Below are 25,895 nucleotides of genomic sequence, written 5' to 3'. Positions count from 1 at the left end.
GGCGAAAAAAGTTCGAAGTCAATCCGCCACGGCAGCCACCATTCCGCGCGTGTAGTACCGCTGGAGCACGAGGAACAGGATCACGGGCACTGCCATCGTCATAATCGAGCCGGCCGCGATCATCCCCCACTCGACCTGCACGCGCCCGCTCATCAGCGGGAGCACCTGCGGCGCGAGGTACAGTTCGGGCGAGCGCATGAACACCAACGGGAAGAAGAAGGCGTTCCAGACCCACGTGAACTGGATCACCGCCACCGACACCAGCGCCGGCGTCGACAGCGGCAGGATGATCGTCCGGAAAATCTGGTAGCGTGAGGCACCGTCGATTCGCGCAGCCTCCTCGAGTTCTGTCGGAATGCTAAGCAGGAAGTTGCGCAAGAACAGCACGACCCAGCCAAGGCCCCAGCCGATGTGGATCAGGATCAGCCCCATGTAGGTGTCGAACAGGCCAAACTCGCGTAGGGCGTTGTAGTTGCCCATCGCAACGAGTTCTGGCGGCGCGGCCATCACGAGCAAGATCAGGAAGAACAGCGTCGTCTTCAGCGGGAACTCGAAGCGAGCGAACGGATAGGCGGCCATTACGCCGAGCAGCATGACAACTAACACGGCTGGAATCGTCACGATGAACGTGTTGAGCAGCGCCTGACTCATCGGTGCCGTGCTGTAGTTCCACGCGCCGTAGTAGTTCTCGAGCGTGAGCGTCATCCCCTCGACGTGCCACCAGCCGCCGATGATCTCCGAGAGCGGCCGGAACGAGGCCATGAGTAAGCCGATAAAGGGAACGATCCAGAGGAGTGCAATCGCGATGGCGAGCACGTATTTGAGCGCGCGTCGTTTCGTCGGGATGGCATCAGCGAGTCGCTCCTGCCAGGTGAGATCCGCTGCTGGAGCCGTCTCGGGGATGTCCTCGACGCGTAGATAGCGGTCTGTGCCTGCCGTGTCTGCGTGTGGGCCGGTGCCAGTCGGCTCGAGTGGGTCGTCGTTACTCATGATTACCTCATTCGTGCGATGTACAGCGCGAGCGGGGCAACGATGAACAGTTGCAACAGGGCAACGACCATCGCCATCCCGTAGTCGATATCCGGCCGGAAGGCCGCGCGATACACCTCGATTCCGAGGACCGAGTAGGCGTGATTCGGACCGCCTGCCGCGCCGCCAGCGGCGTAGACGATGTCGAACATGCGCATCACCCAGATGATGCCCATGATGACGACCACGGCAGTCACCGGCTTGACCAGCGGCCAGATGATATCGCGGAATCGCCGCCACGGGCCGGCTCCGTCGACTTTAGCCGATTCAATCAGGGAGGGATCGATTGCTGAGAGCGACGAGCTATACAGCAGCATGCTGAAGCCGGTGTGGACCCAGATGCCACCCGCGATGAGAGCGTAGATTGCGACCTGTGGCGACTGCGTCCAGTTGCGAACCCACTGCTCCTGGCCGATCACTCGAAGCAACTCGTTGAAGATCCCCGCCTGCGGGTCGTAGATAAACAGCAACACCAGCCCGATGACGATTGGCGGGACGGTAAAGCCCGCAAACACCATCGCGCGGAGGATTCGTCGCCCGCGAAGGTCCGCAAAGAGCAGTGCTAAACCCAATCCGAGGAAGGTACTCGCCGGGACGTGAATCACGACCCACAGCAGGTTGTGCGTCAGCGCCCCCATCGGATACCGTAGCTCTTGGATGTTCGACCAGTGGACGATGAGCGGGTCAGTGAGTGAGTCAATCCAGTTGTCCAACCCGACGAACTCGCCCATCGTGAACGTCTCCCACGAGTAGAAACTGCCAACCGCCGAGTAGGCAATCGGCCCGACAGAGAAGATACCAAACAGCGTGAGCCCAGGAATCAGAAACACCGCTATCGCGAGCGCTTTCTCCCGGTCGAACGACAGCATCGCCCCCTCACCGCGGTCGGTATCGAACTCGAGGTCCTCGAGTCGGTCTCGGAAGCTCATCTCGGCTCACCCGACCAGTTCGCCGGTTTCGTCGTACAGGTATGCATCGTCGTCCTCGAACGTCAGATAGACCCTGTCGCCGCGACTGACCGTTGCAGACGCCATTTTCGCGTTGACCAGTTGGTCGTTGACGGTGACGTTGATCAGGTCGTACTCGCCGAAGGGTTCGATGGTGTCGACGGTGCCCTCGAGCGCGTGACCAGTGGATGGCGGCGACGTCGTCACCGTTAGATCCTCCGGCCGAACACCGAGCGAGAGGTCGCCCGTCGCCTGAGATGCGTCCGTGACCATGCCCGCCGCGCCTGCATCGGGTTGGCCGGCTTCGACGACGGCTTCCTCACCCGGTTGTGGGCTGGACTCTGCTGTCGGTGCAATGCTAGTCAGGTCGACGGCTCCCGCTGACCCGACCTCGAGCGAGCCGTTTCGGCGCTGTCCCTGAAAGAGATTCATCGGCGGCGAGCCGATAAAGCGGGCCACCCAGGCCGTCCGCGGGCGCTCGTACAGTTCGCCCGGCGGGGCAATCTGCTGGATCGTTCCCCGGTTCATCACGACGACCCTGTCGGCCATGCTCATCGCCTCTTCCTGATTGTGCGTGACGTAGACCGTCGTGATCTCGAGTTCGTTCTGCAGGCGTTTGAGTTCGACTCGCATCTCCTGGCGGAGTTTGGCGTCGAGATTCGACAGCGGCTCGTCGAGCAAGAAGACGGTCGGTTCGCGAACGATTGCGCGGGCGAGTGCAACCCGCTGGCGCTGGCCACCTGACAGCGCACCCGGTTTCTTCTCGACTTGGCCTTCAATGTGGAGCAACTCAGTTACCTCTTCGACCTTCGTATCACGGTCGTCGGGCGTCATCCCGCGGACTTTCAGCGGATAGCCGATGTTTTCTGCGACCGTCATATGCGGGTACAGCGCGTAGTTCTGGAACACCATCGCGACGTTACGATCACTCGAGGAGCGCCCATCGACGCGTTCGTCGCCGAAGTAAATCGCTCCCTCCGAGGGCTGCTCGAGGCCTGCGATGAGCCTGAGCGCCGTGGTTTTCCCACAGCCGGACGGGCCGAGAAAGACGAGAAACTCGCCGTCTTCGACCTCGAGGTTTAGCTGATAGTTCGCAACGGTGTTTCCCGCATCGAAGTATTTGCTAACATTCTCCATGCGGACAGATGTCATAGTACTCTCCTACGCCAGATTCATCCATTAAACCCGACCGTACCGCCTGTTTTCTTGATATAACTGTCTGCCAGAGAACCAGTTCGAAGGGACTGTTCACTGATAGATACTGTCTCGAGAGCAGTGTCGGGACTGAGAAGTTATGAGAGATCACACCTCGAGTGACGGATCGGTCGTCTTTTTATCGCCCCACGCTATCGCTCGAGCGTGAACGAGGACGAGACCGTTCCGGCCGACGTGGCACACGAGGAGGAGATTCCCGAAGACCACCCGCGCTATCAGGATCTGCTCACGCGCCATCGGATCGAGACGGGCGTCGAGAAGGGGATCACGCACCTCCAGGGGATGCACGCCGAAGGCCGGGGCAGCGCCTTCGATTACCTGCTGGGCGAGGAGACGATTCCAAGCGCCGATGCCGCAGAACGTGCCGCAGCGGCTCATCTCCTGCGTGCTGACCACCCCGTGCTCTCGATCAACGGCAACGTCGCCGCCCTCGTCCCCGGCGAGATGGTCGCCCTGGCCGACGCCGTCGACGCAGCCCTCGAGATCAACCTCTTTAACCGGACTGACGAGCGTATCGCGGCCATCGCCGACCATCTTCGAGAGCACGGTGCCGAGGACGTCAAGGGACTCGAGGCCGACGCAAGGATCCCGAACCTCGACCACCAGCGCGCAAAGGTCGACGAAGACGGCATTTACACGGCTGATGTGGTGCTCGTGCCACTCGAGGACGGCGACCGTGCCGAGGCACTCGAGGCAATGGGCAAGACAGAACTCGTAATCGACCTGAACCCGCTCTCGCGCTCGCCACAGGTTGCCGAGGTGCCAATCGTCGATAACATCATCCGCGCCGTGCCGAATATGACAGCGCACGCGCGGGAGTTAGCGGACGCGTCGGCAGACGAACTCGAGGAAATTATCGAAGACTTTGACCGGGAAGACGCGCTCGAGGACGCAGAGAATCGGATTCGAAGCGGCCTATAACAGGGACCCTGATTCTACGACGCATCGACCTGCCGATAGCGTCTGAGCAGGTAGACGAGCACGGCGAGCCAGAGTGCGCCCGCGAAGGCATAGATCGCATCTCCGGCCGGATTTTCGGAGGTGAACTGGGCGGCTGCAACAACGTAGGTGAGGAGCGCAACGCCTGCTGGGCCGCCAATGTACCACAGCCACTGTGGCTGCCACGACGTCCTCGCCGCGACGGCCCGCATATCGCGGACGAGCACGCCCGGTGTAAGTACCGACGTGAGAAGGACCGCCAGCACGAGGCCAAAGCCACCGAAAAACATCGAGTCGTTTTCCATCCATGACTCGAGAATTTCCCCGGCGAAAAACGCTCCCAGTAGCGGTGTAATAAGCAAGTGTGGAACGAGGAGTCGCCACCAGCGAACATCGTCGCCAGTTCTCGCTGCGAGCCAGCCAACGAAATCTGGTGCAAGCGGGTATGACCACGCCGTTCCAAAGATTGCTTTCCCCATCGCAATCAGCCCGAAGGCGACGTTGACAAAAAAGAACAGCGACGATCCGAACATGACGATGGCCGCGCCGACGATCAATGCCAGTCCGAGATACTGAACGGCCGACTCTTCAGGAAACGTAGAATCAATCGCGATTGCACCGCCGAGAAGGCCGAACATGAGCGTGAAGACGCCCGTGACGATCACCTGCCAGTTGAATGCGTTCCGGGCGTTCTCGCGCGTGAACTCGTTCTCGGCGACCAGATAGACGAGTGCGGGGAGTACGACTCCAGTCCCGAGTCCGAGAAAATGGACGAAGATTCCCGAAAGCGTCCGCTCCTCGAGAATGCGCGGTCCTGGTTGTGTCGTCGATGCCGTCGGATGGTCGTGTTCGTTGGACATATGTTGGGTAGCGTGGGAGGCGGTGTTCGCTGGTGTCACGACTGATTGTTTGGCGCTGGCTCACTTCGACTCCGGCGTACTGGGGCGAAGGCCACCCGCCAGCACGCCGTCCGTCCGGATTTTTCGGGCGACTCGCTCAAGGACCAACAGGACAACACAGAGGACGAACAGGTTCCCTGCGGCTTCCCAGTAGGCGTTCGAACTCTGGACGACCGGATCGCCCGCAATCGGCGCGGCAACGATTCCGAGCGCGAAGAGTACGAGACCCAACTGAAAGCCCGCGAGCACCAGCGTTCTGATCCCTGCCGGGTTCCGCAGGCGGAGAAAGTCACCGACCGAAAGCGTCTCGAGCGGTGTTTCGTGTACCAGTGCGTCTTTTCCTTCGGGGCTCAGCGGCCAGTGTGAGTCGGGGTGGTTGATGTAGTACAGTGTGATCGACTCCGGGTACGTATCGGCTGCGATGACGTCGATCTCGAGGAGTTCGTTGAGTCGAAGTCGGACGGTCTCTTTGCTCACGTCCGGGCGGACCCGTGCGCGGATCTGTTCTGCCGAGAAGTACGGCCGGTCTGCCTCGAGCATCGTTTCGACGACGTGTCGCTGTGTCAACTTCTTGTTCAGGCCGTCGTCGATGCGGGTGTCGATCCAGGGAGGGAGCGAAGCCATCGCGTTAGTGGACTCATTTCGGGGAGGGGTGTTAAACCCACATTCGAATTTGGCGGCCGCCAAACAGCACGAAACAGTTTATTAGAGGGGATTTCAGCCGTGTTCCGGTGTCGTTGGAAACCCGATCAGCGGTCGGCGATCCGCGGTGACACGCTATCGCGTTCCCCATCGCGGTCGATATCGAGGTCCTCCTCGTCATCCAGTTGTGGCACCCGCGAACGGATCGCCGCGAACACGTCCTCGAGCTGGTAGTACGACAGCGAGAGGTACTCGCTCAGACGACGACTCGCAGAGCTATCGATTTCGTACTCGACAGCAGTTCCCTCGAGTTCGTCGCCGCCGTAGTCGGTGAGCCACCGTCGAGCCAGTTCCACGCCAAGATCGGCGTCGTAGCCCCGCGCGACGTAGTGTTTGTAGGGGTGGCGAATCCACGAACACTCCCAGTGGGCGTAGACGTCGACGCCCGACTCGTCCTCGAGTTCGTGGAGGACGATATGCAACTGGTTATCTGCAAGCGGTGACGCTCGCCAGACCCACGACCCCTCCGAGGTGTTGCCGTCCATGCGCACCTTCAGCGAGGCGATTGGATTCCGCGAAAATCCCAGTTTTTCGAGGATATCCTCGAGTTGGTCTTCGGAACAGCGTGCCGTCAGCGCGTACTCCTCTGCTGTGGTGTGGCTGACGGCGTAGCCGCCGAAGGTGCCCCGAAGTAGGTAATGGATTTGCGGAACGAAGCTTCGCCGGACTGCGTTGATGAAATCCTCCGTGTACCCCATAGACGCCCGAAGGATACGGCCCCAAACCGGATGAGTGTACGGCAGGCAGGTCCCGATCTGTCATGGGGCTGTCTCTCGAGCGGAGCCGAACGATTATTTCGGTCCCGAACGAAGCGAGGGCTATGCCATCACTCGAGCCACCGTGTCTGCGGTCAAAACATGCCTCCGAAGGCGCAGCGAAGGGCGCGAAAGTCGGCGGCAAAGTCGGCGGCGTCGCCGGTCCAGCTGGCGGTGCTGTCGGAGCGGGCGTCGGCGCAGCGACCGGCTATCTCGCGGGATCGGCCCGAGACAAACTGCCGTTTTGAGCTGACCGACACGGTCACACAGTTCAAGAACACATAAACCCGTCCGCTGATTTCACTCGGATACCAATGGATACCTACGACCTGATCATGCGAAACGCCGAGGAGGTCGTGACCGACGAGGAAGTGCGCGATCTCGCCGCCGACGCCGACGGCAAGCGCGCGTACGTCGGCTACGAGCCCTCTGGCGTGCTCCACCTCGGCCACCTCCTGACCGCGAACAAACTCATCGACCTGCAGGATGCGGGGATGGAGGTCGTCGTCCTCCTCGCAGATGTCCACGCCTACCTGAACGGCAAGGGCACCTTCGAGGAGATCCGCGAGACCGCAGAGCAGATGAAAGCCCAGTTCATCGCCTACGGCCTCGATGAAGAGAACACCGAGTTCGTCTACGGCTCCGAGTTCCAACTCGAGGAAGACTACACCCTCGATCTGCACGAACTCGAACTCGCGACGACGCTCAATCGCGCCCAGCGCGCGATGGCCGAGATTCAGGGCGGCGAGACCGCAAAAGTGAGCCATGTCGTCTACCCGCTGATGCAGACGCTCGATATCGAGTACCTCGACCTCGATCTCGCCGTCGGCGGTCTGGATCAGCGCAAGGTCCATATGCTCGCCCGCGAGGAACTCCCAGGGCTGGGCTACGACGTGCGTCCTGCACTGCACACCCCTATCGTCGCCGACCTCACCAGCGGCGAGGGCAAGATGTCCTCGAGCGAGGGCGTCACCATATCGATGGAAGACTCCACCGAGGAACTCGAGGAAAAGGTCAACTCGGCGTTCTGTCCGCCGACGCGTGATCCTGAGGGCGACCTCGAGAACCCCGTCCTCGAACTGTTCGAGTACCACGTCTTCCCGCGATTCGACGAAATCGTCGTCGAGCGCCCCGAGGAGTACGGCGGCGACCTGACCTACGACGACTACGAGACGCTCGCGGCCGATCTCGAGTCCGGTGAGCTTCACCCCGCCGACGCGAAGGGGACGCTTGCGAGTTACCTCGACGAACTGATCGCACCGGGGCGCGAAAAGCTACTCGAGATTCGGGACTGACTCGAGCAGTCAGGACGTTTCACTATTGATTCGTGACTCTGTTGAATCCTCAGCGACTAGTACAAACCGTCTGTTAAATACAGAGGGTGAGTGCAGCACTTAGTCATCGTTACTTCCGTACCGGTTCACGTAAACCAAACAGTCAGTGGTTGTGTGAGACCCCTGGTCGCAGAAGACTTTTATTCTGCCCGATATTTTTATTTATATGAACTCAGATAAAATTCTCTTAGGTATTCTTGGGTTACAAATTACTCTTGTTACCGGATTATCGGCACTCATTGATCTGATGAAACCTCAAGAATTGTTCACGGGTGATGGGGCAGTATTTGCTGCTCTGATGTGGCTCAGTATTTTCATCACGCTTTACGGAATTTTTAGAGTACGTTCCGATCATTAGCACCCATTTTATATCATTAGTTGGATGGTAAATAATCATTCAACAAACCAGGCCGTCGTGCAAGACTCGCACTCTGTATCCAGCATGGCTACTGAAATACATGACCTACCAAGGAAGTTCACAGAGCCCGATCACATCCCTTTAGACACTAACGACTCCAATCAGGACCTGAATCAGAGTCATAGCAATCCTTCCGATTGAAGTGCGCGCGCTCCCCTCGTGTTGCTATGAACGAGACGCGACGAGCCATCCTCGAGGCGCTCGACGACGGGCCGGTCTCGGGTCCCGACCTGGCCGAGTCACTCGAGGTGTCCCGCGCTGCGGTCTGGAAGCACGTCGAGGAACTTCGGGAGGCTGGCTTCGAGATCGAAAGCGGGCCAGCAGGGTACGAACTGCTCGAGGTTGCCGCCTACGGCAGCGATGCCGTCGAGTTTGGTCTCGAGGCACCGTTTTCACTCGAGTACCACGACTCAATTGGGAGTACGAACGCTCGAGCGCGCGAGGTGGCAGTCGACGGCGCGACGGACGTTGCGGTCCTCGCCGATGAGCAGACGGGCGGGCGAGGCCGTCTCGAGCGCGAGTGGACGGCTCCCGCGGGTGGTGTCTGGATAAGCATCGTCGACCGACCAGAAATCGCGCCCTCGCAGGCCACTCTATACACGCTTGCGGCCGCGGTGGCGACGGCACGAGCGGCGCGTGAGGCGGGCGTCGACGCACAGATCAAGTGGCCAAACGATGTGGTCGTTCCCGTCGGCGATGATGGCGACTACCGCAAGCTCTCGGGAATTTTGACGGAGATGGAAGCCGAGATGGATCGCGTGGAGTGGCTGATCGTTGGCCTCGGAATCAACGCGAATATCGACGTTGAGGACCTCCCAGAGGGAGCCACGAGCATCCGCGAGGAAGCAGGCGACGTCGACCGGCGACGATTCGTCCAGTGCCTGCTCGAGGAGTTCGACGCGTACCGTGCTGACCTCGAGTCGGTCGTTCCCGACTGGCGCGAGCTGGCGTTGACGCTTGGCCAGCGCGTCCGCGTTGATCGACCCGTAGGCGAGGTCGTTGGTGACGCTATCGACATCACCGAAACGGGAGCGCTCGTTCTCGAGACCGACGATGGACGGGAAACGGTTGCGGCGGGCGACTGCGAGCACTTGCGGCCAGTGTGAGTGTGTGATCGCCGGTCGCAACTCGCGGAACGTGTCGGTCACTGAGTCGAAACCCGCGGCTATATTCGGGTCGCTCCCGTCTAGCGATCTATGGACGTACTCGATGACTCCATCGTGCCCGAGCACGCACACGACATCAAGCAGGAAGCCCGCGAGTTCGCCGACGAGTACATCGCACCCAACGCCCAGGAGTACTTCGACGCCGGCGAGTACCCCCACGACATTCTCGAGGCGGGCCAGGAAGCGGGACTGGTCGCTCAGGACATCCCCGAGGAGTGGGGTGGCCGTGGCTTTGATCTGCCACAACTGCTCGCGCTGACTGAGGAGTTCTATCGTGCGGATGCAGGCATTGCGCTCACGCTCCAACTCGCAAGTTTCGGCTGTGAAATCACCTACGAGTACGGCACCGACGAGCAGTGCGAGGAGTACATTCGACCCGTCGCGGAGGGCGAACAGCTATCGGGACTTGCCGTCTCCGAACCCGAAACCGGCAGCGACCTCGCGGGCGTTCAGACGCGCGCAGAGAAAGACGGCGATGAGTGGGTCATCAACGGGGAAAAGTACTGGATCGGCAACGGTGTCGAGGCCGACTGGATCACTCTCTACGCCCGAACCGGCGACGATGAGACCAACCGCTACGGCAACCACTCGATGTTCATCGTGCCGACCGACACCGAGGGCTACGACGCCGAACACATCCCCGAAAAGATGGCCATGCGCGCCTCGAAACAGGCCCACATTGAGTTCGACGACTGCCGGATTCCCGAGGAGAACCTGATCGGTGCCGAGGGCGCAGGCTTCTGGATGCTCGCGGACTTCTTCAACCACGGCCGCATCGCCGTCGCCGGACACGGCCTCGGCATGGCCGCGGCCGCTATTGAGGAAGCTTGGTCGTTCACCCACGACCGCGAGCAGTTCGGCCGCTCGATCAACGAGTTCCAGGCCGTCCAGCACGGTCTCGCAGACATGCTGATGGACTTCGAGAGCGCACGCGCACTCACTTGGCGCGCCTGCGAAAAAGTTGCAACCGACGACAACGCCGGCTACTGGGCGGCACTGGCGAAGACGAGCGCAACGGAAGCCGCGGTCGACATCGCTGAACAGGGCATGCAGTTCCACGGCGGCCGCTCCGTGCTCAACGAGCGCCGGATCGCTCGAGTCTATCGCGACGCCCGCATTCCGGTTATCTACGAGGGCGCAAACGAGATTCAGCGTAATCTCATCTACCGGCAGGCCCCGTAGCCGCGTGGCCGCCGTAGCCACATAGCCGTCGTTCGCTCCCTCGAGCGACTCACAGACGACTGTCGACCGAATCTATTGCGTTATCCTCGAGCGCCAGCACCGGCGCGATCCGGCGTGTCGGCCTTGCTGTTCGCGTAGGCGTTGTACGCCGAGAGGATGGCAACGAGGAGCCCGGAGATCGCGGTTCCGGTCGCAAGTTCGTTGCTACCCATCTCGATGACCGCTGGCGAAACGAGCGCCCAGAGACCGAGCAGGGCTGCAAGCGACGCGATACTGACGTTCGCCAATCGGTTCTTCGAGAGCAGGTAGAAGTTGTATCCTGCGAGCAGGAAGATCGCTGTCCCGACGAGCGTATCATTCCAGTACGCTGCATCTGTCGCCTCGAAGAGGAACGGCGAGGCCACGAGATAGAGGCCGATCAGTGCGACGAGCGCACTCAGCCATTGCATGGCGTCCGTATTCATTGTCTCACGGTCCTGGTTCGTCTCGGTGTTTACTGTGGTATCACTCATGCTCTCGAGCGCGGTAGTCGATGGGCGAGTAAAACGGCGGTGCCTGCAATTGTCGCTATGATAACAAAACCCTACGTAACCGAACAGTCGGGCGCGATAGAGCGCCTCTCGTCGGTTTTGCTCGCAACATAACTGATTACAGATACGCGACCCCATATCAATAGTTCGCGGTCGAAAGAATCAACCCTGTTGGCGCGAACGGTATGTGCAAGACGCAGCCCCCCGTCGAATCGCTAATCGAGATCCAAACCGAGCCATGAGTCGTCCACGCGTTCTCTGTGTCAGTGACGATCGAGCGACGCGAGCATCGCTGACGCTCGCTCTGACGGACGAACCCGTAAACGTCGTCTTCGCACAGCAGGCCGACGACGCCGGCAACCGACTCGAGTGCGAGTCGATCGATGCAATCGTTATCGATGCGAGTACAGTCACAGACGTACCGCGGGTGATCGCGGCGGCTGAGGCCAAGACACCGAAGCTCCCGACGTTCGTCTACTGGGAGACTCCGAAGGAATCCGCAGACGAGTCGATGGCGGTCTTGAGTCAGGTCGTTGCCCGAAGCACCGACAAGCAGCGATCGAATCGCCTGGCCGATACGATCACCGATCAGCTAAACGCCGGAATCGGCAACGAGGCAGTTGCCGGCCGAATTATTGCGAACGCTCGAGTGGATACCGACGGAATTGCAGCGACAAGCAGTGATGCAACCGGTGCCGGCTCCGTTCAGCGAGCGAGTCTGGCTGGCACACCCGCTGACGCCGATGTAGACGGGGATGCAAACGCAGACAGTGACACCGCCGAGTGTGAACTCCCGCCGGATCTCGCCTGGATCGAAGAGAGCGTTCGGCGGCGACTGGCAGATGCAACCTCGCCCGCCGTCGTCGAGCACGTGCTTCGCGAGGAGTTCGTCGCCAGCGACCGGTTCGTCTTTGCCTGGGTCGGCGAGTACGACCGCGGTGAACGTGAAATCGTCCCGTGGCTCACCGATCCAGACGCGACGGAGTGGCCAATGCAACGGACCTTCTCTGTCGGCACCGACGACGACTCGAGTTCGCTTCTCGAGCAGGCACTTCACGACCGAACGCTCCGTATACTCGATCTATCGACGGGCAATTCGGCGCTCGTTCCGTTTGCTGAGCACGCACGCGAGCGCAATGTTGGGACGGTCGCTGCAATGCCGCTCGCGAGCGACGACGAACTGTACGGCGTGTTCGTCATCTATGCACGCCGTGGCCTATCGCCTGCTGATCGACGTGTCATCCGCTCGAGCGCCGCCGTCGCGTCGCACGTTCTCGAGACGATTGCGGCCAGTGGGCAACTCGAACAGCAAGCACGCGCACTCCACCGATACGAGCGACTCGTCGAAACGGCCGGTGACGGGATGTACGTCTTCGATGAGGACGGCAACTTCATGACGGTCAACGACGCGCTCGTCGAGATGACCGGCTACAGCCGCGAGGGACTGCTCGGCGAACCCGCGACCGTCCTGCTAAGTGACGCCGACGTCGAAGCGGGCGAAGACACAATCAAGTCATTACTCCGGTCCGACCGCGGCACTGACACCGTTGAGGTTATCCTCGAGACGAAAGACGGAGAGACAATCCCCTGTGAGATCCAGATCGCCGTGCTCACTCACGGCGGAACGTTCCACGGGACGGTCGGTGTCGTCCGGGATATCACCGACCGAAAGCGACGCGAACGCAAACTTCGCGAGCGAAACGAACGCCTCGACGCGTTCGCTCAGATCGTCAGCCACGACCTGCGAAACCCACTGGGTGTCGCACAGGGCTATCTCGAGTTGATGGATCAGACAGACACGCCTGATCACATTTCCAATGTTCGTGATGGACTCGATCGGATGGAGTCAATCATCGACGACGTGCTCGCGATTGCCCGTGGCGGTGAGTGGGCAGCAGACACCGAGCCGGTTGACCTCGAGGCTGTTGCAACCGACGCCTGGGACCACGTCGAAACGCCGACTGCAACCCTGTCCGTGACGACATCGACGACCGTCGCAGCCGACCGGTCCCGTCTCCTGCGATTACTCGAGAACTGTTTCCGAAATAGCGTCGAACACGGCGTTCCGGACGACCGCTCACGGACCACGGCCAAGGCTACCGCTGACGCAGATGGTGAAACCGGCGTCGAAACCGCTGAGTCCATAACGATTCAGATCGGTACGCTCGAGAACGCTCAGGGATTCTACGTCGCAGACGATGGCTGTGGATTGCCCGAAGAGATTCGCGACGAAATTTTCGACCCGTCGGTGTCGACGTCATCAACCGGGTTAGGAATCGGGCTCTGGGTCGTCAGAGAAGTCGCTACCGGACACGGCTGGTCGGTCACTGCGGGGGAGAGCGAGGCGGGTGGAGCCAGATTCGAGTTCGAGACAACCGATGCAAAGCGGCGACTGCGGTAATCGGTTCAGTAGTCAGTTTTCCGTCTAGAGGTCCTGGAAGGCACCGACGAAATCGTCGTGTGAGGACATGCCGGCGACAGTGTCGTCGACTTCCGTCTCGAGTTCGGCGACACGGGAACAGAGTTCTTGGTACTCGCCGTGGTCCTCGAGTTCGCGATCAGCTTTCTCACTCTCGAGAAGTGCCTTCTTCGAGACCAACGCGTAGTAGTCCTGGATCGTCGCAGCGTACGCAGAGCGCGTTGAGACGTTTTCGACCATTGTGATCAGTTCGTCTCTGGAGACCGGCTTGACGAGGTAGTCGTCAAAGCCCATCTCGATAATATCAAAGTCGGGGTCGACTGCCGTCACCATTACGACCCGGCAATCATAGCCCCTGTCGCGGATCTCTGAAAGAACCTCGTCGCCGGACAGTCCCGGCATTCGACGGTCGAGAAGGACGACATCGACGTCGTTGGAGATCGTCTCGAGGGCCGAGTCGCCATCGTACGCCGTTTCGACGGTCCAATCGCTCTGGAGCCATGCGGCGAACAGGTCTGCGAGTCGGGATTCGTCATCGACAACGAGAACGTGCCCCTCATCACTCATTGGCTGACCCCTCCATACCCTTCGTCGATTACAGCCACGCGTGTGTAGTCGCACCTCTGGTTCATAAACCTCGCGACCATATGTCATCTATTCAACATTCGTTTCGGGGCAGTACAGTCGCTGTCGCCGACCGGGCCATCGAGATTACTCGCCGACATCGAATGCAGCAAGACGCACGAAACACACACGGAACGCCCACGAGAAACGAACGCCTTACCCACGATGCGTTGCTAGCCACCAGTATGACCGCCGTCGTCGAAGCGACAAATGTAGCGAAGGCCTACGGCGAGACAGTGGCGTTGTCGGACGCGTCGCTGTCCGTCGAATCCGGCGAGGTCTACGCCCTCATCGGCCCAAACGGTGCCGGAAAGACCACGCTCGTGCGCGCACTGACCGGGACGCTTGACCCCGATTCCGGCGCTGTTCGCATCCTCGAGCAGTCGCCGACCGAAATCGATCGGGATCGACTTGGGGTGTTGCCACAGGACTTTTCGCCGCCGGATCGACTGACCGCACAGGAACTGCTGACGTACTACGCTGGACTCTATGATGACCCTCGTGATCCGGCGGACGTGTTGGCTGACGTGGGTCTTGTCGATGCCGGCGAAACGTGGTATGAGAACCTCTCGGGCGGCCAACAACGACGCGCCTGCGTCGGAGCGACGCTGGTCAACGATCCAGACGTGCTCGTCCTTGATGAGCCCACGACCGGTATCGACCCCGCCGGGCGACGAACGATCTGGCGACTCATCGAAAACCTTACTGCGGCAGGAACGACCGTCCTGTTGACGACCCACGATATGGCCGAAGCCGAGCGCCTCGCAGACCGCGTTGGCCTCCTCGCTAACGGCTCGCTTGTCGCACAGGGCACGCCCGCAGCCCTCATCGCCGATCACGCCGGCTCGAGTCAGCTGACGATCGAAACGCCAGCGCCAATGAGTGCGTTCGACGACCTTGCATTTCCCGTCACGGAATCAACCGGGACCGGCCGCCAAAGCCAAGCCAACGGCGTTGTCGTCCGCGATATCGAACCCGCCGAAATTGCCACAGTCGTCACCTATCTCGAGACGAACAACCTCACGTACTCGGGGCTAGCGTGGGCCGAACCCGACCTCGAGGACGTCTATCTCACACTGGCGGATGCGACTGAGCGCGAACGGACGGCCGCCGAAACGGAGACGGATACAGATACGCAGGATGCCAATGCCACACAGACGGGTGAAACGGCATGAGCCGGCTGTCACGCATCCGTGCGGAAACCGGGGCTGGCTGGCGCTCGTTTATCCGCCGGCGGACAGCCGTCTTCTTTACCTTTTTCTTCCCCGTAATCTTGATTGTCATCTTCGGCGCGCTGGTTCGGACGGACCCCGGCGACGGCGGCCTCTTCGCAGAACCCGCTGCCTACTACGTGCCTGGCTATCTCGCCGTCGTCGTCCTCTTTACACCGTTCTCGAGGATGGGAAGTGAGGTTGCGCGCCACCGTGAAGGGAGTCGATTCGAAAAACTCGCGACGACACCACTATCACGACCGGAGTGGCTGCTCGCCCAGACGCTCGTCAACGCCGTCATCATCGCTATTGCCTGCGTGTTGATTCTCGCACTCGTCGTTCTGCTGACGGGCGCGGAGATTGCGTACTCGCCGCTGTTGGTCATCTACGTCTTTGTCGGCGTCGTTGCCTTCTGTGGCATCGGCTCGATGCTTGGCAGCTACACCGACTCTCGAGACGGTGCAGTCACTGCCAGTAACGCGATTGGACTACCGTTGCTCTTTCTGTCTGAGACGTTCATCTCGCTCGAGCAACTACCCGGCTGGTTCGAGCCGCTGGTGAACCTCTCGCCATTGACGTACTTTTCGCGTGGCGTGCGTGCGGCGACGGCCCCGGAGACAGCAGAAACAGCGTCAATCGCCGGCATTGACCCCGCCATTTCGAATCTCGGGATACTGCTTGCAATCGCTCTCGTTGCGTTCGCACTCGGTGCGCGCTCGATTCCGCAGACGGATTGAGTGGAGGACGCGGTATCGGTGGAGTTGTGTCGACTAGGCGGAGTCGATGGATTCCGCCGGTGCATTGCCCTCGAGTGTGGGAAGCGTCAGCGAAAATGTCGATCCCTCGCCCGGTTCGGAGTCAACCCAGATGTCGCCACCGTGGCGTTCGACGATTCGCTCACACAGCGCCAGCCCAATGCCGCTCCCAGAACCCTCATCGTCCGCGTGTAGCCGCTGAAAGACGCCAAAGACGCGCGCTGCGTCTTCGGGCTCGATCCCGATACCGGCGTCACTGACGTCGATCCGCCACCAGTTTCGGCTGTGGCGCTCGCTCGAGATTTCGATTTCCGGCGGCTCGTCACCGGCGTAGGTAATCGCATTCGAAAGCAGGTTCTGGATGACCTGTCGCAACTGATTGCCGTCGCCGTAGACAGTCGGCAGCGAGTCGGCTGTAATCGTCGCCTCTTGCTCGTCGATCTGGACACGCAAGTCGCGTCTCACATCTGCAAGTACATCGTTCAGATCGACTGGTTCGAACGGTGCTCCCTGCGTTTCGACTCGCGAGAACGCAAGCAACCCATCGATCATCTCACGCATCCGCTCGGCACCGTCGACCGCGAAGTCAATGAACTCCTGTGCGTCGTCGTCTAACTCATCGCTGTAGCGGCCCTCAATCAACTGCAGATAGCTCGTCACCATCCGCAGGGGCTCCTGTAAATCGTGACTGGCCGCATAGGCGAACTGCTCGAGTCGCTCGTTTGACTCCTCGAGTTGGCGCTGGGACTCTTTGCGCTCAGTGATATCACGGAAGTAGACCGAAATGCCAGTTTCAGACGGGTACAGAGTCACTTCGAACCAGGCGTCGACAGGTTCGTAGTAATGTTCGTAACTGGTCTGCTCGAGGGTCTCGAGTGCCTCTTCGAAACTCTGCTGGACGGCTTCGTCTTCGGTCGCCTCGGGAAACCGCTCCCAGAGTCGTTCGCCAAGCAGTTCCGATTCGGACTGCTGAAGGAGTTCCTCGGCGCGTTCGTTAACGTGTGTATATCGCAGGTCCGTATCGAGCGCACAGATCGCATCGTCGACGCGGCCGAGAATTTCCTCGAGTTTGCTCTCGAGACGTCGTCGCTCGGTGATGTCCCGAAGGGCGTAGACGGCACCTTCGAACTCACTACCGTGGATGACTGGCCCACAGTGTGCTGAGAGCCAGACCCGCTCGCCATCGGGATGTTCGATACCGACGGTTTCGTCGTACACTGGCTCACCCGTTTCGCGGACCGTTGCGAACGGCAGGTCCGCTTCAGCGAGTTCCTCACCGTGTTCGTCGATGAGACTCCACCGATCGTCATCGTGTGCGTATGTCTGTAACTCTGGATTCGACCGTCCAAGCAACGCTTCGGCACGCTCATTGGCAAACTCGTTCATCCCATCGGCGTCGATCAGCGTGATTCCGAGTGGGCAGGTCTCGAGAACCGTCCGTCTGAACGCTGCCTCTTCGTCGTGTTGTCGTGCCGTGCATTCGCGCTGGAGCGTCGATGCGAGGATATTTGCGACGTTTTGCAACACGGGGACGCCAGCGGTGACAGCCGGTTCACTCGTCGTCGAATGTGCACAGAGAACGCCCCACGGCTCTGTTGTGGGCCCGATGCTGACAGCCACACCTGCGATTGCCTCACCGTCAAAAAACGGATCCGCTGCCCGAAACTGCGGGTCAGTTCGGAGATCCTCGACAACGACAGGGCCGTCAGCCTCGAGTGCGTAGCCGGCTTGTGTTTCCGTTTCTATTGGGCTTGTCGTCTGTGGCGTATCCGTTGCATCCGTTCCAGCGACCGTTCGCAGAATAACCTGGCTATCGTTGTCGTGGCCGTCACTACCCGCCCGATACTCGAGAATCGCACACCGATCCACCGGCAGTATGTCGAGCACCGTCTCTGTGGCGTCTTGAAAGAGGTTTTCAAGGGACTCCGTCTCAAGGGCGCGACTCCCCAGATCGGCGAGAACCTGTTGCTGGTGGAGATACTGCTCGGGTTCGTCGGTCGATCGGTGGTTCGACGGCCCCATCTCACCGCTAGTACCGCCTTCGCAGGGGTAAAGGTCATTCCAAAGCTGCTGACAAGTAGAGAACGCTATACGTTATTCATGTTAGGGCAGTCCCACGATCATCGCGAACTCGTAGTCGTAGATGTGATTGAGCATGAGGTACGTGACAATGCCGAGAACGAGACTCAGAATCCACGATCCGGCCGCAATTCGACCAACTCGAGCGTGGGCGGTCTCGCGCAGTTCTGCGGGCGTGTGGGTCAGCCCAAGGATGAGTGCGTAGAGGACGACTGGAACGGCGACGATCGAGAGGATGATGTGGATCGCCAGCATGATGAGGTAGGCGTTTCGCACGAGTTCGTCGCCGACGAACTCCTTCGTTCCGCCGCCACCAACCCGAATGAGATAGACGACCAGAAAGAGTAAAATCGTCGCAAAACTCCCCAACATTGCCGCGCGATGTTTTTCCGTTTCGCCGGCACGAATCCAGTACCAGCCACAGAGTAACAATACCGTTGTCACCGCGTTGATCACCGCAATCGCGTGCGTAAAGAGATTCACCTGTGCGTTCGTCAGATCAGGATACAGCGGAACATCCAGGACGAACGTGCCGATGACGAGTGTGTAACCGACCACCGTCAACAGCAGTGTGATGCCGACAGGGCGCTCTCGAAGCTGCCGTTTCGCGTCCACGGTTGCCATTATCGAACCGTTGGAGCGATGGCGTATTTGTCTTCTTGTTCTGCGGTTGCCCGTCTCCGAACACGTTCGCCACAGCGCCCCCGTCGGTCTCACCGGCTATTGACTCGAGTCGCTGTTGGTCAGGCCCTGCCAACTTATTCTTCGTCCGTATCCGACTCGAGAGTGACGTTGGCGTCTGCCGTCACGATGACGTGATAATCGCAGTAGTGAAACGAGACAGAACCACCAACTCGAGGCGTTCCATCAGCCTGGCTGTCGAACAATCCATCGAGCGATTCGGGATCAATGGCCGCATGTAAGGGTTCATACTCTGGCGGTCGTAAATCGACCGGAGAGACGCCTTCTGCATCTGCAACCGCTTCGATAACGGCTCGACTCGGTGGTTTTCGAACTGCCCCATCGACGCTATCGCCACCACTCTCCATACACCACATACTTCCAAACCGTATCGAATAAAACTACTCATATCAACTACCCAGGTTGACAGATACATTCAGATGACCTTCGATATCGAAGGTGAGTCGAAGCAGGGCGCTGTCTGTTGATTCTGGGCATCCATCTGTTGTAACTCCCATGAGGTAGCCAACATGTACTAGTAATCAAACAAATTCTTGTAGCGATTGTACTCAAGGAGATGGATACTCCGTAAAACCCCTACCCGAAGTCGGTATTATCGGCCAGAAACGTTGTAATCGACGTGAACGTTCGGTGTACTCGACGATTCTGGTGCGGGGACACCGTTCCAGTCGACGACGCGGACGTTTGCCATGTCGCCTGAGAACCGGAATCGTTGCACACCGACGTCGATTGCCCCTTCGGCAACGTTCTCGGAGACGACCGTCGCTTCCGCAACGGGGTCGTCTGCGAGCATCTCGATTTCACCGTCGACGGCGATCTCGAAGTTCGAGGGAACGCCGCGACCAACGATGGTCACGAGATTCGGGAGGTGTGAGTCGTCTGTTGATGCTGTTTGGCTCCGACGTTGGACCGGATTATCGCGTGCCATAATTGCAAGAGTTGAACCGTCCGGTATAAGCTTTCTTGCTCAGCAAACGGTTAGATTGGTCGAATTACCCACAGAGTGTATAAAATAGCGTGAGTAGTTGGAATAACTGATCCAGAAATAAATATCTGTACACCACACCGTCCGGAGCACACTCATTTGTGTACACCAATTCGCAAACGTATTTCAGGATTGGTGACGTTCAGGACCGGATTGAACGGGTTCTCGTTAGAACCCTTTGCCGAGCAACTCTCGAGCGATGATGTTTTTCTGGATTTCGGTCGTGCCCTCGTAGATCTGGGTGATCTTGGCGTCGCGGTAGAATCGCTCGACGGGGAAGTCGTTAACGTAGCCAGCGCCGCCGTGGATCTGGACCGCTTCGTCTGCGACCTCGACGGCGACGCGGGACGCTTGCTCTTTGGCCATCGAGGCGAGTTTGGTCACGTCACCGCCCTGATCGACGTTCCAGGCAGCCTTATACGTCAAGTTGCGGGCGGCCTCGGTGTCAGTTGCCATCTCGGCGAGTTTGTGCTGGATGGCCTGGAACTCCGAGATCGACTTGCCAAACTGTTCGCGGTCTTGGGCGTACTCGAGGGCGGCCCGAAGTGCGCCTTTTGCGATGCCGACGCCCTGTGCGGCGACGGCGGTTCGGGTTTCGTCGAAGAACTGCATCTGTTGCATGAAGGCGGCGTCTTTGGTGCCGATGAGGTTCTCCTCGGGAACGCGAACGTCGTCGAAGACGAGTTCGGCGGTGTCGGAGGCGCGGATGCCCAGTTTGCCGGTGATCTTCTCGGCACTGAAGCCGTCGCGGTCGGATTCGACGACGATCTGGCTGAAGCCGTTGTAGCGACCCTCGGCGTCGGGATTGGTCTCACACAGGACGACGAAGAAGTCCCCGATAGAGCCGTTCGTGATCCACATCTTGTTGCCGTTGATGACCCACTCGTCACCGTCCTTTTCGGCACGCGTGGAGACGGAGGAGACGTCGGAGCCGGTATCTGGCTCAGAGATTGCTGCGCCCGAAATCTTCTCGCCCATTGCAACGGGCTCTAAGAAGCGCTCTTTTTGTTCTTCAGTGCCGAAGTTCATGATTGCCTCACAGCCGAAGGAAGTCGAGACGATCGAGAGCGCAATGCCAGGGTCGTACGCGAACAGTTCCTCGGTGATGATCGCTGTATCGAGGATGGAGTAGCCAGCGCCGCCGTACTCGATTGGGATGTACGCGCCGGTCAGGCCCATCTCGGCTGCCTTGTCGATAATCTCGTGTGGATACTTCTCTTCCTCGTCGTATTCGGCGGCGACGGGAACGATTTCGTTCTCTGCGAAGCGCTGAATTTCGTCGCGGATCTGTTCTTGTTCGTCAGAAAGGCCAAAGTCCATGTGGGACTCTAACTATGGCTATTGATAAAGACCTTTGTAACCAGACATAAACCTAAACATAGTTTTTCCAAGGGAATGGGGAAACGTTCAAACAGCTCCCCATCGCATTACGACGTATGGACGTCGAAGATATCAACACCGTCGCAGTTCTCGGTGCCGGAAATATGGGTCATGGAATCGCGGAAGTTGCCGCGATTGCTGGCTATGACGTGGCGATGCGTGACATCAAAGAGGAGTTCGTCCAGAACGGCTACGAGCAAATCGAGTGGTCACTCGGCAAACTCGCCGAAAAAGACCGCCTCTCGGAAGACGAAGCCGACGCCGCCTTAGCGCGCGTCACGCCGCTGGTCGACATGGAAGAAGCCGTCGGCGACGCCGACGTCATCATCGAGGCCGTCCCCGAACAGATGGACATTAAGAAAGACGTCTACGGGGAGGTCGAGGAGTACGCCCCAGACCGCGCGCTGTTTGCGACGAACACCTCGAGTCTCTCGATTACGGAACTTGCGGGAGTCACAGAGCGCCCAGCGCAGTTCTGTGGCATGCACTTTTTCAACCCGCCAGTTCGGATGGATCTCGTTGAAGTGATTTCGGGCGCTGACACGGCCGAGGAGACGCTCGAGGCCGTTGAGGAATTGGCCGAGGCGTTCGACAAGTCGCCTGTACGCGTACACAAAGACGAACCGGGCTTCATCGTCAACCGGATTCTCGTGCCGCTGATGAACGAGGCCTGCTGGCTCGTCAGCGAGGACGAAGCCTCCATCGCCGAGGTCGACTCCACAACGAAGTACGGCATGGGCCTGCCGATGGGCAGTTTCGAACTCGCCGACCTCACCGGTATCGACGTGGGCTATCACGTCCTCGAGTATATGAACGAGGTCCTCGGCGAGGCCTACGAGCCAAGCCCGCTGTTCGAGTCGAAAGTCGAGAGTGAGGAACTGGGCAAAAAGACTGGCAAAGGGTTCTACGACTACGACAACGGCGGTGTCGACATTCCGACCGACGAGCAGTCCGACCTCGTCGAAAAGCGCCTGCTCGCGGCCATGGCGAACGAGGTTGCGAAACTCGTCGGCGGCGACGTTGCGCCACCGAACTCCATCGACGAGGCCGTCCAGCTCGGTGCCGGCTTCCCCGATGGTCCCGTGAAACTCGTCGACGACTACGGCCTCGAGGAGCTTCACGACACGCTCGAGGAGGCCTACGAGGAAACGGGTCACGAGCGCTACGCACCCGCAGAGTATCTCACCGAGCGCGCCGACGAAGGCGGCTTCTACGAAAGCGACGAGAGCGACGACGGCGTCGAGTTCGAGGCAATCCGCGTCGAGTACCCCGGCGACATGGTCGGCCACATCGTCATCGACCGTCCACACCGGATGAACACCATCAGCAACGAACTGCTCGCCGAGTTATCCGAGGCGATTGACCTGCTCGAGGAAGACGACGAGGTCCGCTCGATCCTGCTTACGGGCGAGGGCGACCGCGCGTTCTCGGCCGGTGCTGACGTCCAGAGCATGGCAAGCGGTGCGGATCCGATACAGGGCCAGGAACTCTCCCGGGAGGGCCAACAGACCTTCGGCAAACTCGAGGCCTGCGACCTGCCTGTTGTCGCGGGAATCGACGGCTACTGTCTCGGCGGCGGCATGGAGCTTGCGACCTGTGCTGACCTGCGCGTCGCCAGCGAGCGCTCGGAGTTCGGCCAGCCCGAACTCGATCTCGGCTTGCTGCCCGGCTGGGGCGGCACCCAGCGCTTGAAACACATCGTCGGTGAGGGCCGCGCGAAGGAGATTATCCTCACCGCAGAGCGCTTCGAGGCCGAGACCATGGCCGACTACGGCTTCGTCAACGACGTCGTCGACAACGACGACCTTCTCGATGCAGCCCTCGAGCTTGCGACCGACCTGGCCGGTGGGCCGCCAATCGCCCAGAAGTTCACCAAGCGCGCGATGCTCGCCGGCCGCGACGACACGGATGCCGGCCTCGAGTACGAAGCCTCCGCGTTCGGACACCTCATGGGCACGGAGGACCTCATGGAGGGCATGACGGCGTTCATGGGTGACGGCGAGCCTGAATTCGAAGGGAAGTAACGAAGGAACGTTTTCGCGGCTCGCGTTTCGTGCTTGTTTTCGTGGGGTTTTGTTGGTTGGTGCTCGAGGTAGCACAGCTCTCGTATGGGTTGTGGCTCACGGGAACTTCGCGCCCGTTCGCACGGTTCGTGAGGTCGCTGATCCCGCACTATTCGCAGTAATGCGGTTCTCACTCCGCGGCGCACGGTTCACTCCGTTTACTGTCCAAGTGGACATACTTCTTGCTTGGGTCGCGGCTCACGGGTCGCTTCGCTCCCCGTTCGCTTTGCCGCGGTTCTCACTCGTTTCACTCGCTCGAACCGCGTACTCGCAGGCTCAACCATTACCCCAAAATCCGTGGTAGCGAGTCAGGAATGACACAACTCGGATACACCCTCTCGAGCGAGGAGCACAAACCGATGGAATTGGTTGAAATGGCTAAACGAGCCGAAGCGGCTGGCTTTGACTTTCTCTCAATTTCGGATCACTTCCATCCGTGGGTCTCAGCACAGGGCGAATCGCCGTTCGTCTGGTCCACACTTGGTGCAATCGCCGAGGCGACCGACGATATCGAGGTTGGCGTCGGCGTTACCTGCCCGACGATTCGTATCCATCCGGTCAACGTCGCCCACGCAGTCGCCACAGTCGATGAGATGTTCGGTGACCGATTCACGTTCGGCATCGGAACCGGCGAGAACTTAAACGAGCACGTCACCGGCGACCGCTGGCCCGAACACGACGTTCGCCTCGAGATGCTCGACGAATCACTCGAGGCCATGCGGAAACTGTGGACTGGCGAAACGGTCAGTCACCACGGCGAGCACTACACGCTCGAGAACGCGCGCCTCTACACCTGTCCCGACGAGCAGCCGACGGTGATCGGGAGCGCCTTCGGCCCCCAAACTGCCGAGTGGGTCGCCGAGGAAACTGACGGGCTCTGGTGTTCCGGCCCGAAAGAAGCGCCAGTCGAGGCCTACGAGGACGCCGGCGGCGACGGGCCGGCGTATACGCAACTACATGGGTGCTACGCCGAAACCGAGGCAGAAGCCGTCGACACCGTGTACGAGTACTGGCCGAACGGCTCGATTCCGGGCGAACTTGCCCAGGAACTTCCGACACCGGCACACTTCGATCAGGCCGCCCAGCTGGTCGATAAAGACGATATCGAAGAATCCGCGACAATTACCAGCCCTGACCCACAGGCCCACATCGATAGCTTCGAGCAGGCCATCGACACTGGCTACGACCACGTCTACTTCCACCAGATCGGCCCGGAGCAGGGGCCCGCACTCGAGTTTTACGAGGAAGAAGTGCTGCCGTCGCTGCGGTGACTACATCGACCTTGTTGTTCTCCCCCATATTCCTACGAACGTCAAATTAACTAGCCACAACTCGCCCAAATGCACTTAATCGAGGGAAGTCTATAATAAGATATTTTCCATTTTATGGGTGCATAATTGGACGATAGTAATCTAAAATAACAAGCTAATATCCTCCCAACTGGTAATACAATATAAGAAGAAGTCTTTTTTAACTCCGTTATTGATTGACAGACGGTACTAATGAGGCACGGAGATATTTCATCATCCCCGGATACCGTCGGCGTCGCAGTCCACCAGACGGATGCACCGAGTCCAGAGACGAAAGAAGAAGTTCTTGAGCAGTGTCACGCCCTTGCAGACAAAATAGAGGGGATCAAAGCGGGCGCACCTGGCGTTGATCTCGTTATATTTCCCGAATACAGCACGCAAGGGATCAATTACGACGAGGAACAGATGATGGATCTTGCGACGGAGGTACCGGGTCCTGAAACGGAGATTTTCTCGGAAGCCTGCCGTAAGAACGATGTGTGGGGTGTCTTCTCGCTAACCGGCGAGAAGCATGAGGAACATCCTGACAAAAACCCCTACAACACACTGTTGCTTATCGACGACGAAGGAGAGATCCGACAAAAATATCGCAAAATCATCCCTTGGTGTCCGATCGAGGGCTGGACCGCAGGAGACCAGACGTATGTCACGGAGGGGCCAAAGGGACTACAGATTAGTCTGATTATCTGTGACGATGGTAACTATCCTGAAATCTGGCGTGATTGCGCCTACAAGGGAGCCGAACTGATCGTTCGCTGTCAGGGATACATGTACCCTGCTGCTGAACAACAGGAGATCGTCGCTCGCCACTCCGCATGGGCGAATAACGCCTACGTCGCTGTCGCGAACATGGCGGGTCAGGACGAAGTGTACTCGTTCTTTGGGAAGTCAAACATCGTCGGCTTCGATGGCCGTGTCTTAGGCGAGTGCGGCTCCGAACCCGGCGTCTGGCAGTACGCGGAACTTTCCGTCTCAGCTATTCGCGACGCTCGAGAGAACTGGCAGAGCCAGAATCACCTCTATAAACTCCTCCACCGGGGCTACACTGCGACTGAGGACGCGGGACTCGGTGATGGGGAATCGGCGTGTCCGTTTGACTTCTATGAAGACTGGGTGACCGATCCTGAATCGACCGAAGAGCGCATCGAGAAGATCACCCGGGAAACGACCGGCACTGAAGCTGTCCCGCTCGAGGGACTGACAACCTCAACAGAGACTGAGGTTCCTGACCCCGCGGACGACTAACCGTTT

25 protein-coding genes are annotated in these 25,895 nt (G+C 59.5%); 12 read left to right on the top strand and 13 right to left on the bottom strand.

Annotated features, from left to right (window positions below):
* Positions 1–18: 18 nt before the first annotated feature.
* The 3 genes from G6M89_RS00350 to G6M89_RS00340 form a co-directional block, all read right to left on the bottom strand.
* Entirely contained in the window at positions 19–990 is a 972-nt protein-coding gene (locus G6M89_RS00350) for a carbohydrate ABC transporter permease (protein ID WP_165159774.1), read from the bottom strand.
* A 2-nt stretch (positions 991–992) separates the two neighbouring features.
* Positions 993–1,898 (bottom strand): carbohydrate ABC transporter permease, encoded by a 906-nt coding sequence (locus G6M89_RS00345; protein WP_394352357.1) that lies wholly within the window; start codon positions 1,896–1,898, stop codon positions 993–995.
* 66 nt (positions 1,899–1,964) lie between these two features.
* The gene (locus G6M89_RS00340; protein WP_165160497.1) at positions 1,965–3,113 is read right to left on the bottom strand and encodes an ABC transporter ATP-binding protein; all 1,149 of its coding nucleotides are present in this window, start codon (positions 3,111–3,113) and stop codon (positions 1,965–1,967) included.
* 222 nt (positions 3,114–3,335) lie between these two features.
* Here G6M89_RS00340 and G6M89_RS00335 point away from each other — a divergent pair, with 222 nt between their 5' ends.
* Positions 3,336–4,112 (top strand): 4-phosphopantoate--beta-alanine ligase, encoded by a 777-nt coding sequence (locus G6M89_RS00335; RefSeq protein WP_165159770.1) that lies wholly within the window; start codon positions 3,336–3,338, stop codon positions 4,110–4,112.
* 14 nt (positions 4,113–4,126) lie between these two features.
* Here the strand turns inward: G6M89_RS00335 and G6M89_RS00330 are convergent, their stop codons facing one another.
* From G6M89_RS00330 to G6M89_RS00320, 3 genes are all read right to left on the bottom strand, one after another.
* Complete coding sequence (locus tag G6M89_RS00330; protein ID WP_165159768.1) at positions 4,127–4,990, bottom strand: DUF4870 domain-containing protein; 864 nt, start codon at positions 4,988–4,990, stop codon at positions 4,127–4,129.
* A 60-nt stretch (positions 4,991–5,050) separates the two neighbouring features.
* Complete coding sequence (locus G6M89_RS00325) at positions 5,051–5,653, bottom strand: hypothetical protein (protein WP_165159766.1); 603 nt, start codon at positions 5,651–5,653, stop codon at positions 5,051–5,053.
* A gap of 125 nt (positions 5,654–5,778) precedes the next feature.
* Complete coding sequence (locus G6M89_RS00320; RefSeq protein WP_165159764.1) at positions 5,779–6,429, bottom strand: hypothetical protein; 651 nt, start codon at positions 6,427–6,429, stop codon at positions 5,779–5,781.
* Positions 6,430–6,551: 122 nt separating this feature from the next.
* On the opposite strand from G6M89_RS00320, the gene G6M89_RS00315 reads away from it, so the two are divergent.
* From G6M89_RS00315 to G6M89_RS00295, 5 genes are all read left to right on the top strand, one after another.
* Positions 6,552–6,734, top strand: coding sequence for a hypothetical protein (locus tag G6M89_RS00315; protein WP_087713801.1), 183 nt, complete (start codon positions 6,552–6,554; stop codon positions 6,732–6,734).
* Between the two features lie 66 nt (positions 6,735–6,800).
* The gene (locus G6M89_RS00310; RefSeq protein WP_165159762.1) at positions 6,801–7,781 is read left to right on the top strand and encodes a tyrosine--tRNA ligase; all 981 of its coding nucleotides are present in this window, start codon (positions 6,801–6,803) and stop codon (positions 7,779–7,781) included.
* Between the two features lie 205 nt (positions 7,782–7,986).
* A complete protein-coding gene (locus G6M89_RS00305) occupies positions 7,987–8,178 on the top strand; it encodes a hypothetical protein (protein ID WP_165159760.1) in 192 nt (63 codons plus the stop codon).
* Positions 8,179–8,405: 227 nt separating this feature from the next.
* Complete coding sequence (locus G6M89_RS00300; protein ID WP_165159758.1) at positions 8,406–9,344, top strand: biotin--[acetyl-CoA-carboxylase] ligase; 939 nt, start codon at positions 8,406–8,408, stop codon at positions 9,342–9,344.
* 90 nt (positions 9,345–9,434) lie between these two features.
* The gene (locus tag G6M89_RS00295) at positions 9,435–10,586 is read left to right on the top strand and encodes an acyl-CoA dehydrogenase family protein (protein ID WP_165159756.1); all 1,152 of its coding nucleotides are present in this window, start codon (positions 9,435–9,437) and stop codon (positions 10,584–10,586) included.
* Positions 10,587–10,666: 80 nt separating this feature from the next.
* Here the strand turns inward: G6M89_RS00295 and G6M89_RS00290 are convergent, their stop codons facing one another.
* On the bottom strand, positions 10,667–11,098 hold the full coding sequence (locus tag G6M89_RS00290) for an SPW repeat protein (RefSeq protein ID WP_165159754.1): 432 nt from the start codon (positions 11,096–11,098) through the stop codon (positions 10,667–10,669).
* Between the two features lie 256 nt (positions 11,099–11,354).
* On the opposite strand from G6M89_RS00290, the gene G6M89_RS00285 reads away from it, so the two are divergent.
* Positions 11,355–13,517: a PAS domain S-box protein gene (locus G6M89_RS00285; protein WP_165159752.1), complete on the top strand. Its 2,163-nt coding sequence runs from the start codon at positions 11,355–11,357 to the stop codon at positions 13,515–13,517.
* Positions 13,518–13,541: 24 nt separating this feature from the next.
* Here the strand turns inward: G6M89_RS00285 and G6M89_RS00280 are convergent, their stop codons facing one another.
* The gene (locus tag G6M89_RS00280; RefSeq protein WP_165159750.1) at positions 13,542–14,102 is read right to left on the bottom strand and encodes a HalX domain-containing protein; all 561 of its coding nucleotides are present in this window, start codon (positions 14,100–14,102) and stop codon (positions 13,542–13,544) included.
* A 242-nt stretch (positions 14,103–14,344) separates the two neighbouring features.
* On the opposite strand from G6M89_RS00280, the gene G6M89_RS00275 reads away from it, so the two are divergent.
* Together G6M89_RS00275 and G6M89_RS00270 are read left to right on the top strand one after the other, a co-directional pair.
* Entirely contained in the window at positions 14,345–15,334 is a 990-nt protein-coding gene (locus G6M89_RS00275; RefSeq protein ID WP_165159748.1) for an ABC transporter ATP-binding protein, read from the top strand.
* Positions 15,331–16,107, top strand: a complete 777-nt coding sequence (locus tag G6M89_RS00270; RefSeq protein WP_165159746.1) for an ABC transporter permease — start codon at positions 15,331–15,333, stop codon at positions 16,105–16,107. Before G6M89_RS00275 ends, G6M89_RS00270 begins: the two co-directional genes overlap by 4 nt.
* Positions 16,108–16,140: 33 nt before the next feature.
* Here the strand turns inward: G6M89_RS00270 and G6M89_RS00265 are convergent, their stop codons facing one another.
* The 5 genes from G6M89_RS00265 to G6M89_RS00245 form a co-directional block, all read right to left on the bottom strand.
* Complete coding sequence (locus G6M89_RS00265; RefSeq protein ID WP_165159744.1) at positions 16,141–18,147, bottom strand: ATP-binding protein; 2,007 nt, start codon at positions 18,145–18,147, stop codon at positions 16,141–16,143.
* 81 nt (positions 18,148–18,228) lie between these two features.
* Entirely contained in the window at positions 18,229–18,828 is a 600-nt protein-coding gene (locus G6M89_RS00260; protein ID WP_165159742.1) for a DUF420 domain-containing protein, read from the bottom strand.
* A gap of 134 nt (positions 18,829–18,962) precedes the next feature.
* Entirely contained in the window at positions 18,963–19,253 is a 291-nt protein-coding gene (locus G6M89_RS00255) for a HalOD1 output domain-containing protein (protein WP_165159740.1), read from the bottom strand.
* Positions 19,254–19,498: 245 nt separating this feature from the next.
* Positions 19,499–19,834, bottom strand: coding sequence for a hypothetical protein (locus tag G6M89_RS00250; RefSeq protein WP_165159738.1), 336 nt, complete (start codon positions 19,832–19,834; stop codon positions 19,499–19,501).
* A gap of 225 nt (positions 19,835–20,059) precedes the next feature.
* On the bottom strand, positions 20,060–21,211 hold the full coding sequence (locus tag G6M89_RS00245) for an acyl-CoA dehydrogenase family protein (protein WP_165159736.1): 1,152 nt from the start codon (positions 21,209–21,211) through the stop codon (positions 20,060–20,062).
* 116 nt (positions 21,212–21,327) lie between these two features.
* Between G6M89_RS00245 and G6M89_RS00240 the strand changes: the two genes are divergently transcribed.
* The 3 genes from G6M89_RS00240 to G6M89_RS00230 all read left to right on the top strand — a co-directional run bounded on the left by G6M89_RS00240 (position 21,328) and on the right by G6M89_RS00230 (position 25,889).
* The gene (locus tag G6M89_RS00240) at positions 21,328–23,295 is read left to right on the top strand and encodes a 3-hydroxyacyl-CoA dehydrogenase/enoyl-CoA hydratase family protein (RefSeq protein WP_165159734.1); all 1,968 of its coding nucleotides are present in this window, start codon (positions 21,328–21,330) and stop codon (positions 23,293–23,295) included.
* 353 nt (positions 23,296–23,648) lie between these two features.
* The gene (locus G6M89_RS00235) at positions 23,649–24,605 is read left to right on the top strand and encodes a TIGR03557 family F420-dependent LLM class oxidoreductase (protein ID WP_165159732.1); all 957 of its coding nucleotides are present in this window, start codon (positions 23,649–23,651) and stop codon (positions 24,603–24,605) included.
* Between the two features lie 231 nt (positions 24,606–24,836).
* Entirely contained in the window at positions 24,837–25,889 is a 1,053-nt protein-coding gene (locus G6M89_RS00230) for an aliphatic amidase (protein ID WP_165159730.1), read from the top strand.
* The last annotated feature ends 6 nt before the right edge of the window (positions 25,890–25,895 follow it).

This window comes from Natronolimnobius sp. AArcel1 (assembly GCF_011043775.1).
GTDB lineage: Archaea > Halobacteriota > Halobacteria > Halobacteriales > Natrialbaceae > Natronolimnobius.
Note: the sequence above shows the minus strand (reverse complement) of the source record. Positions and strands in the feature narration are given on the sequence as shown.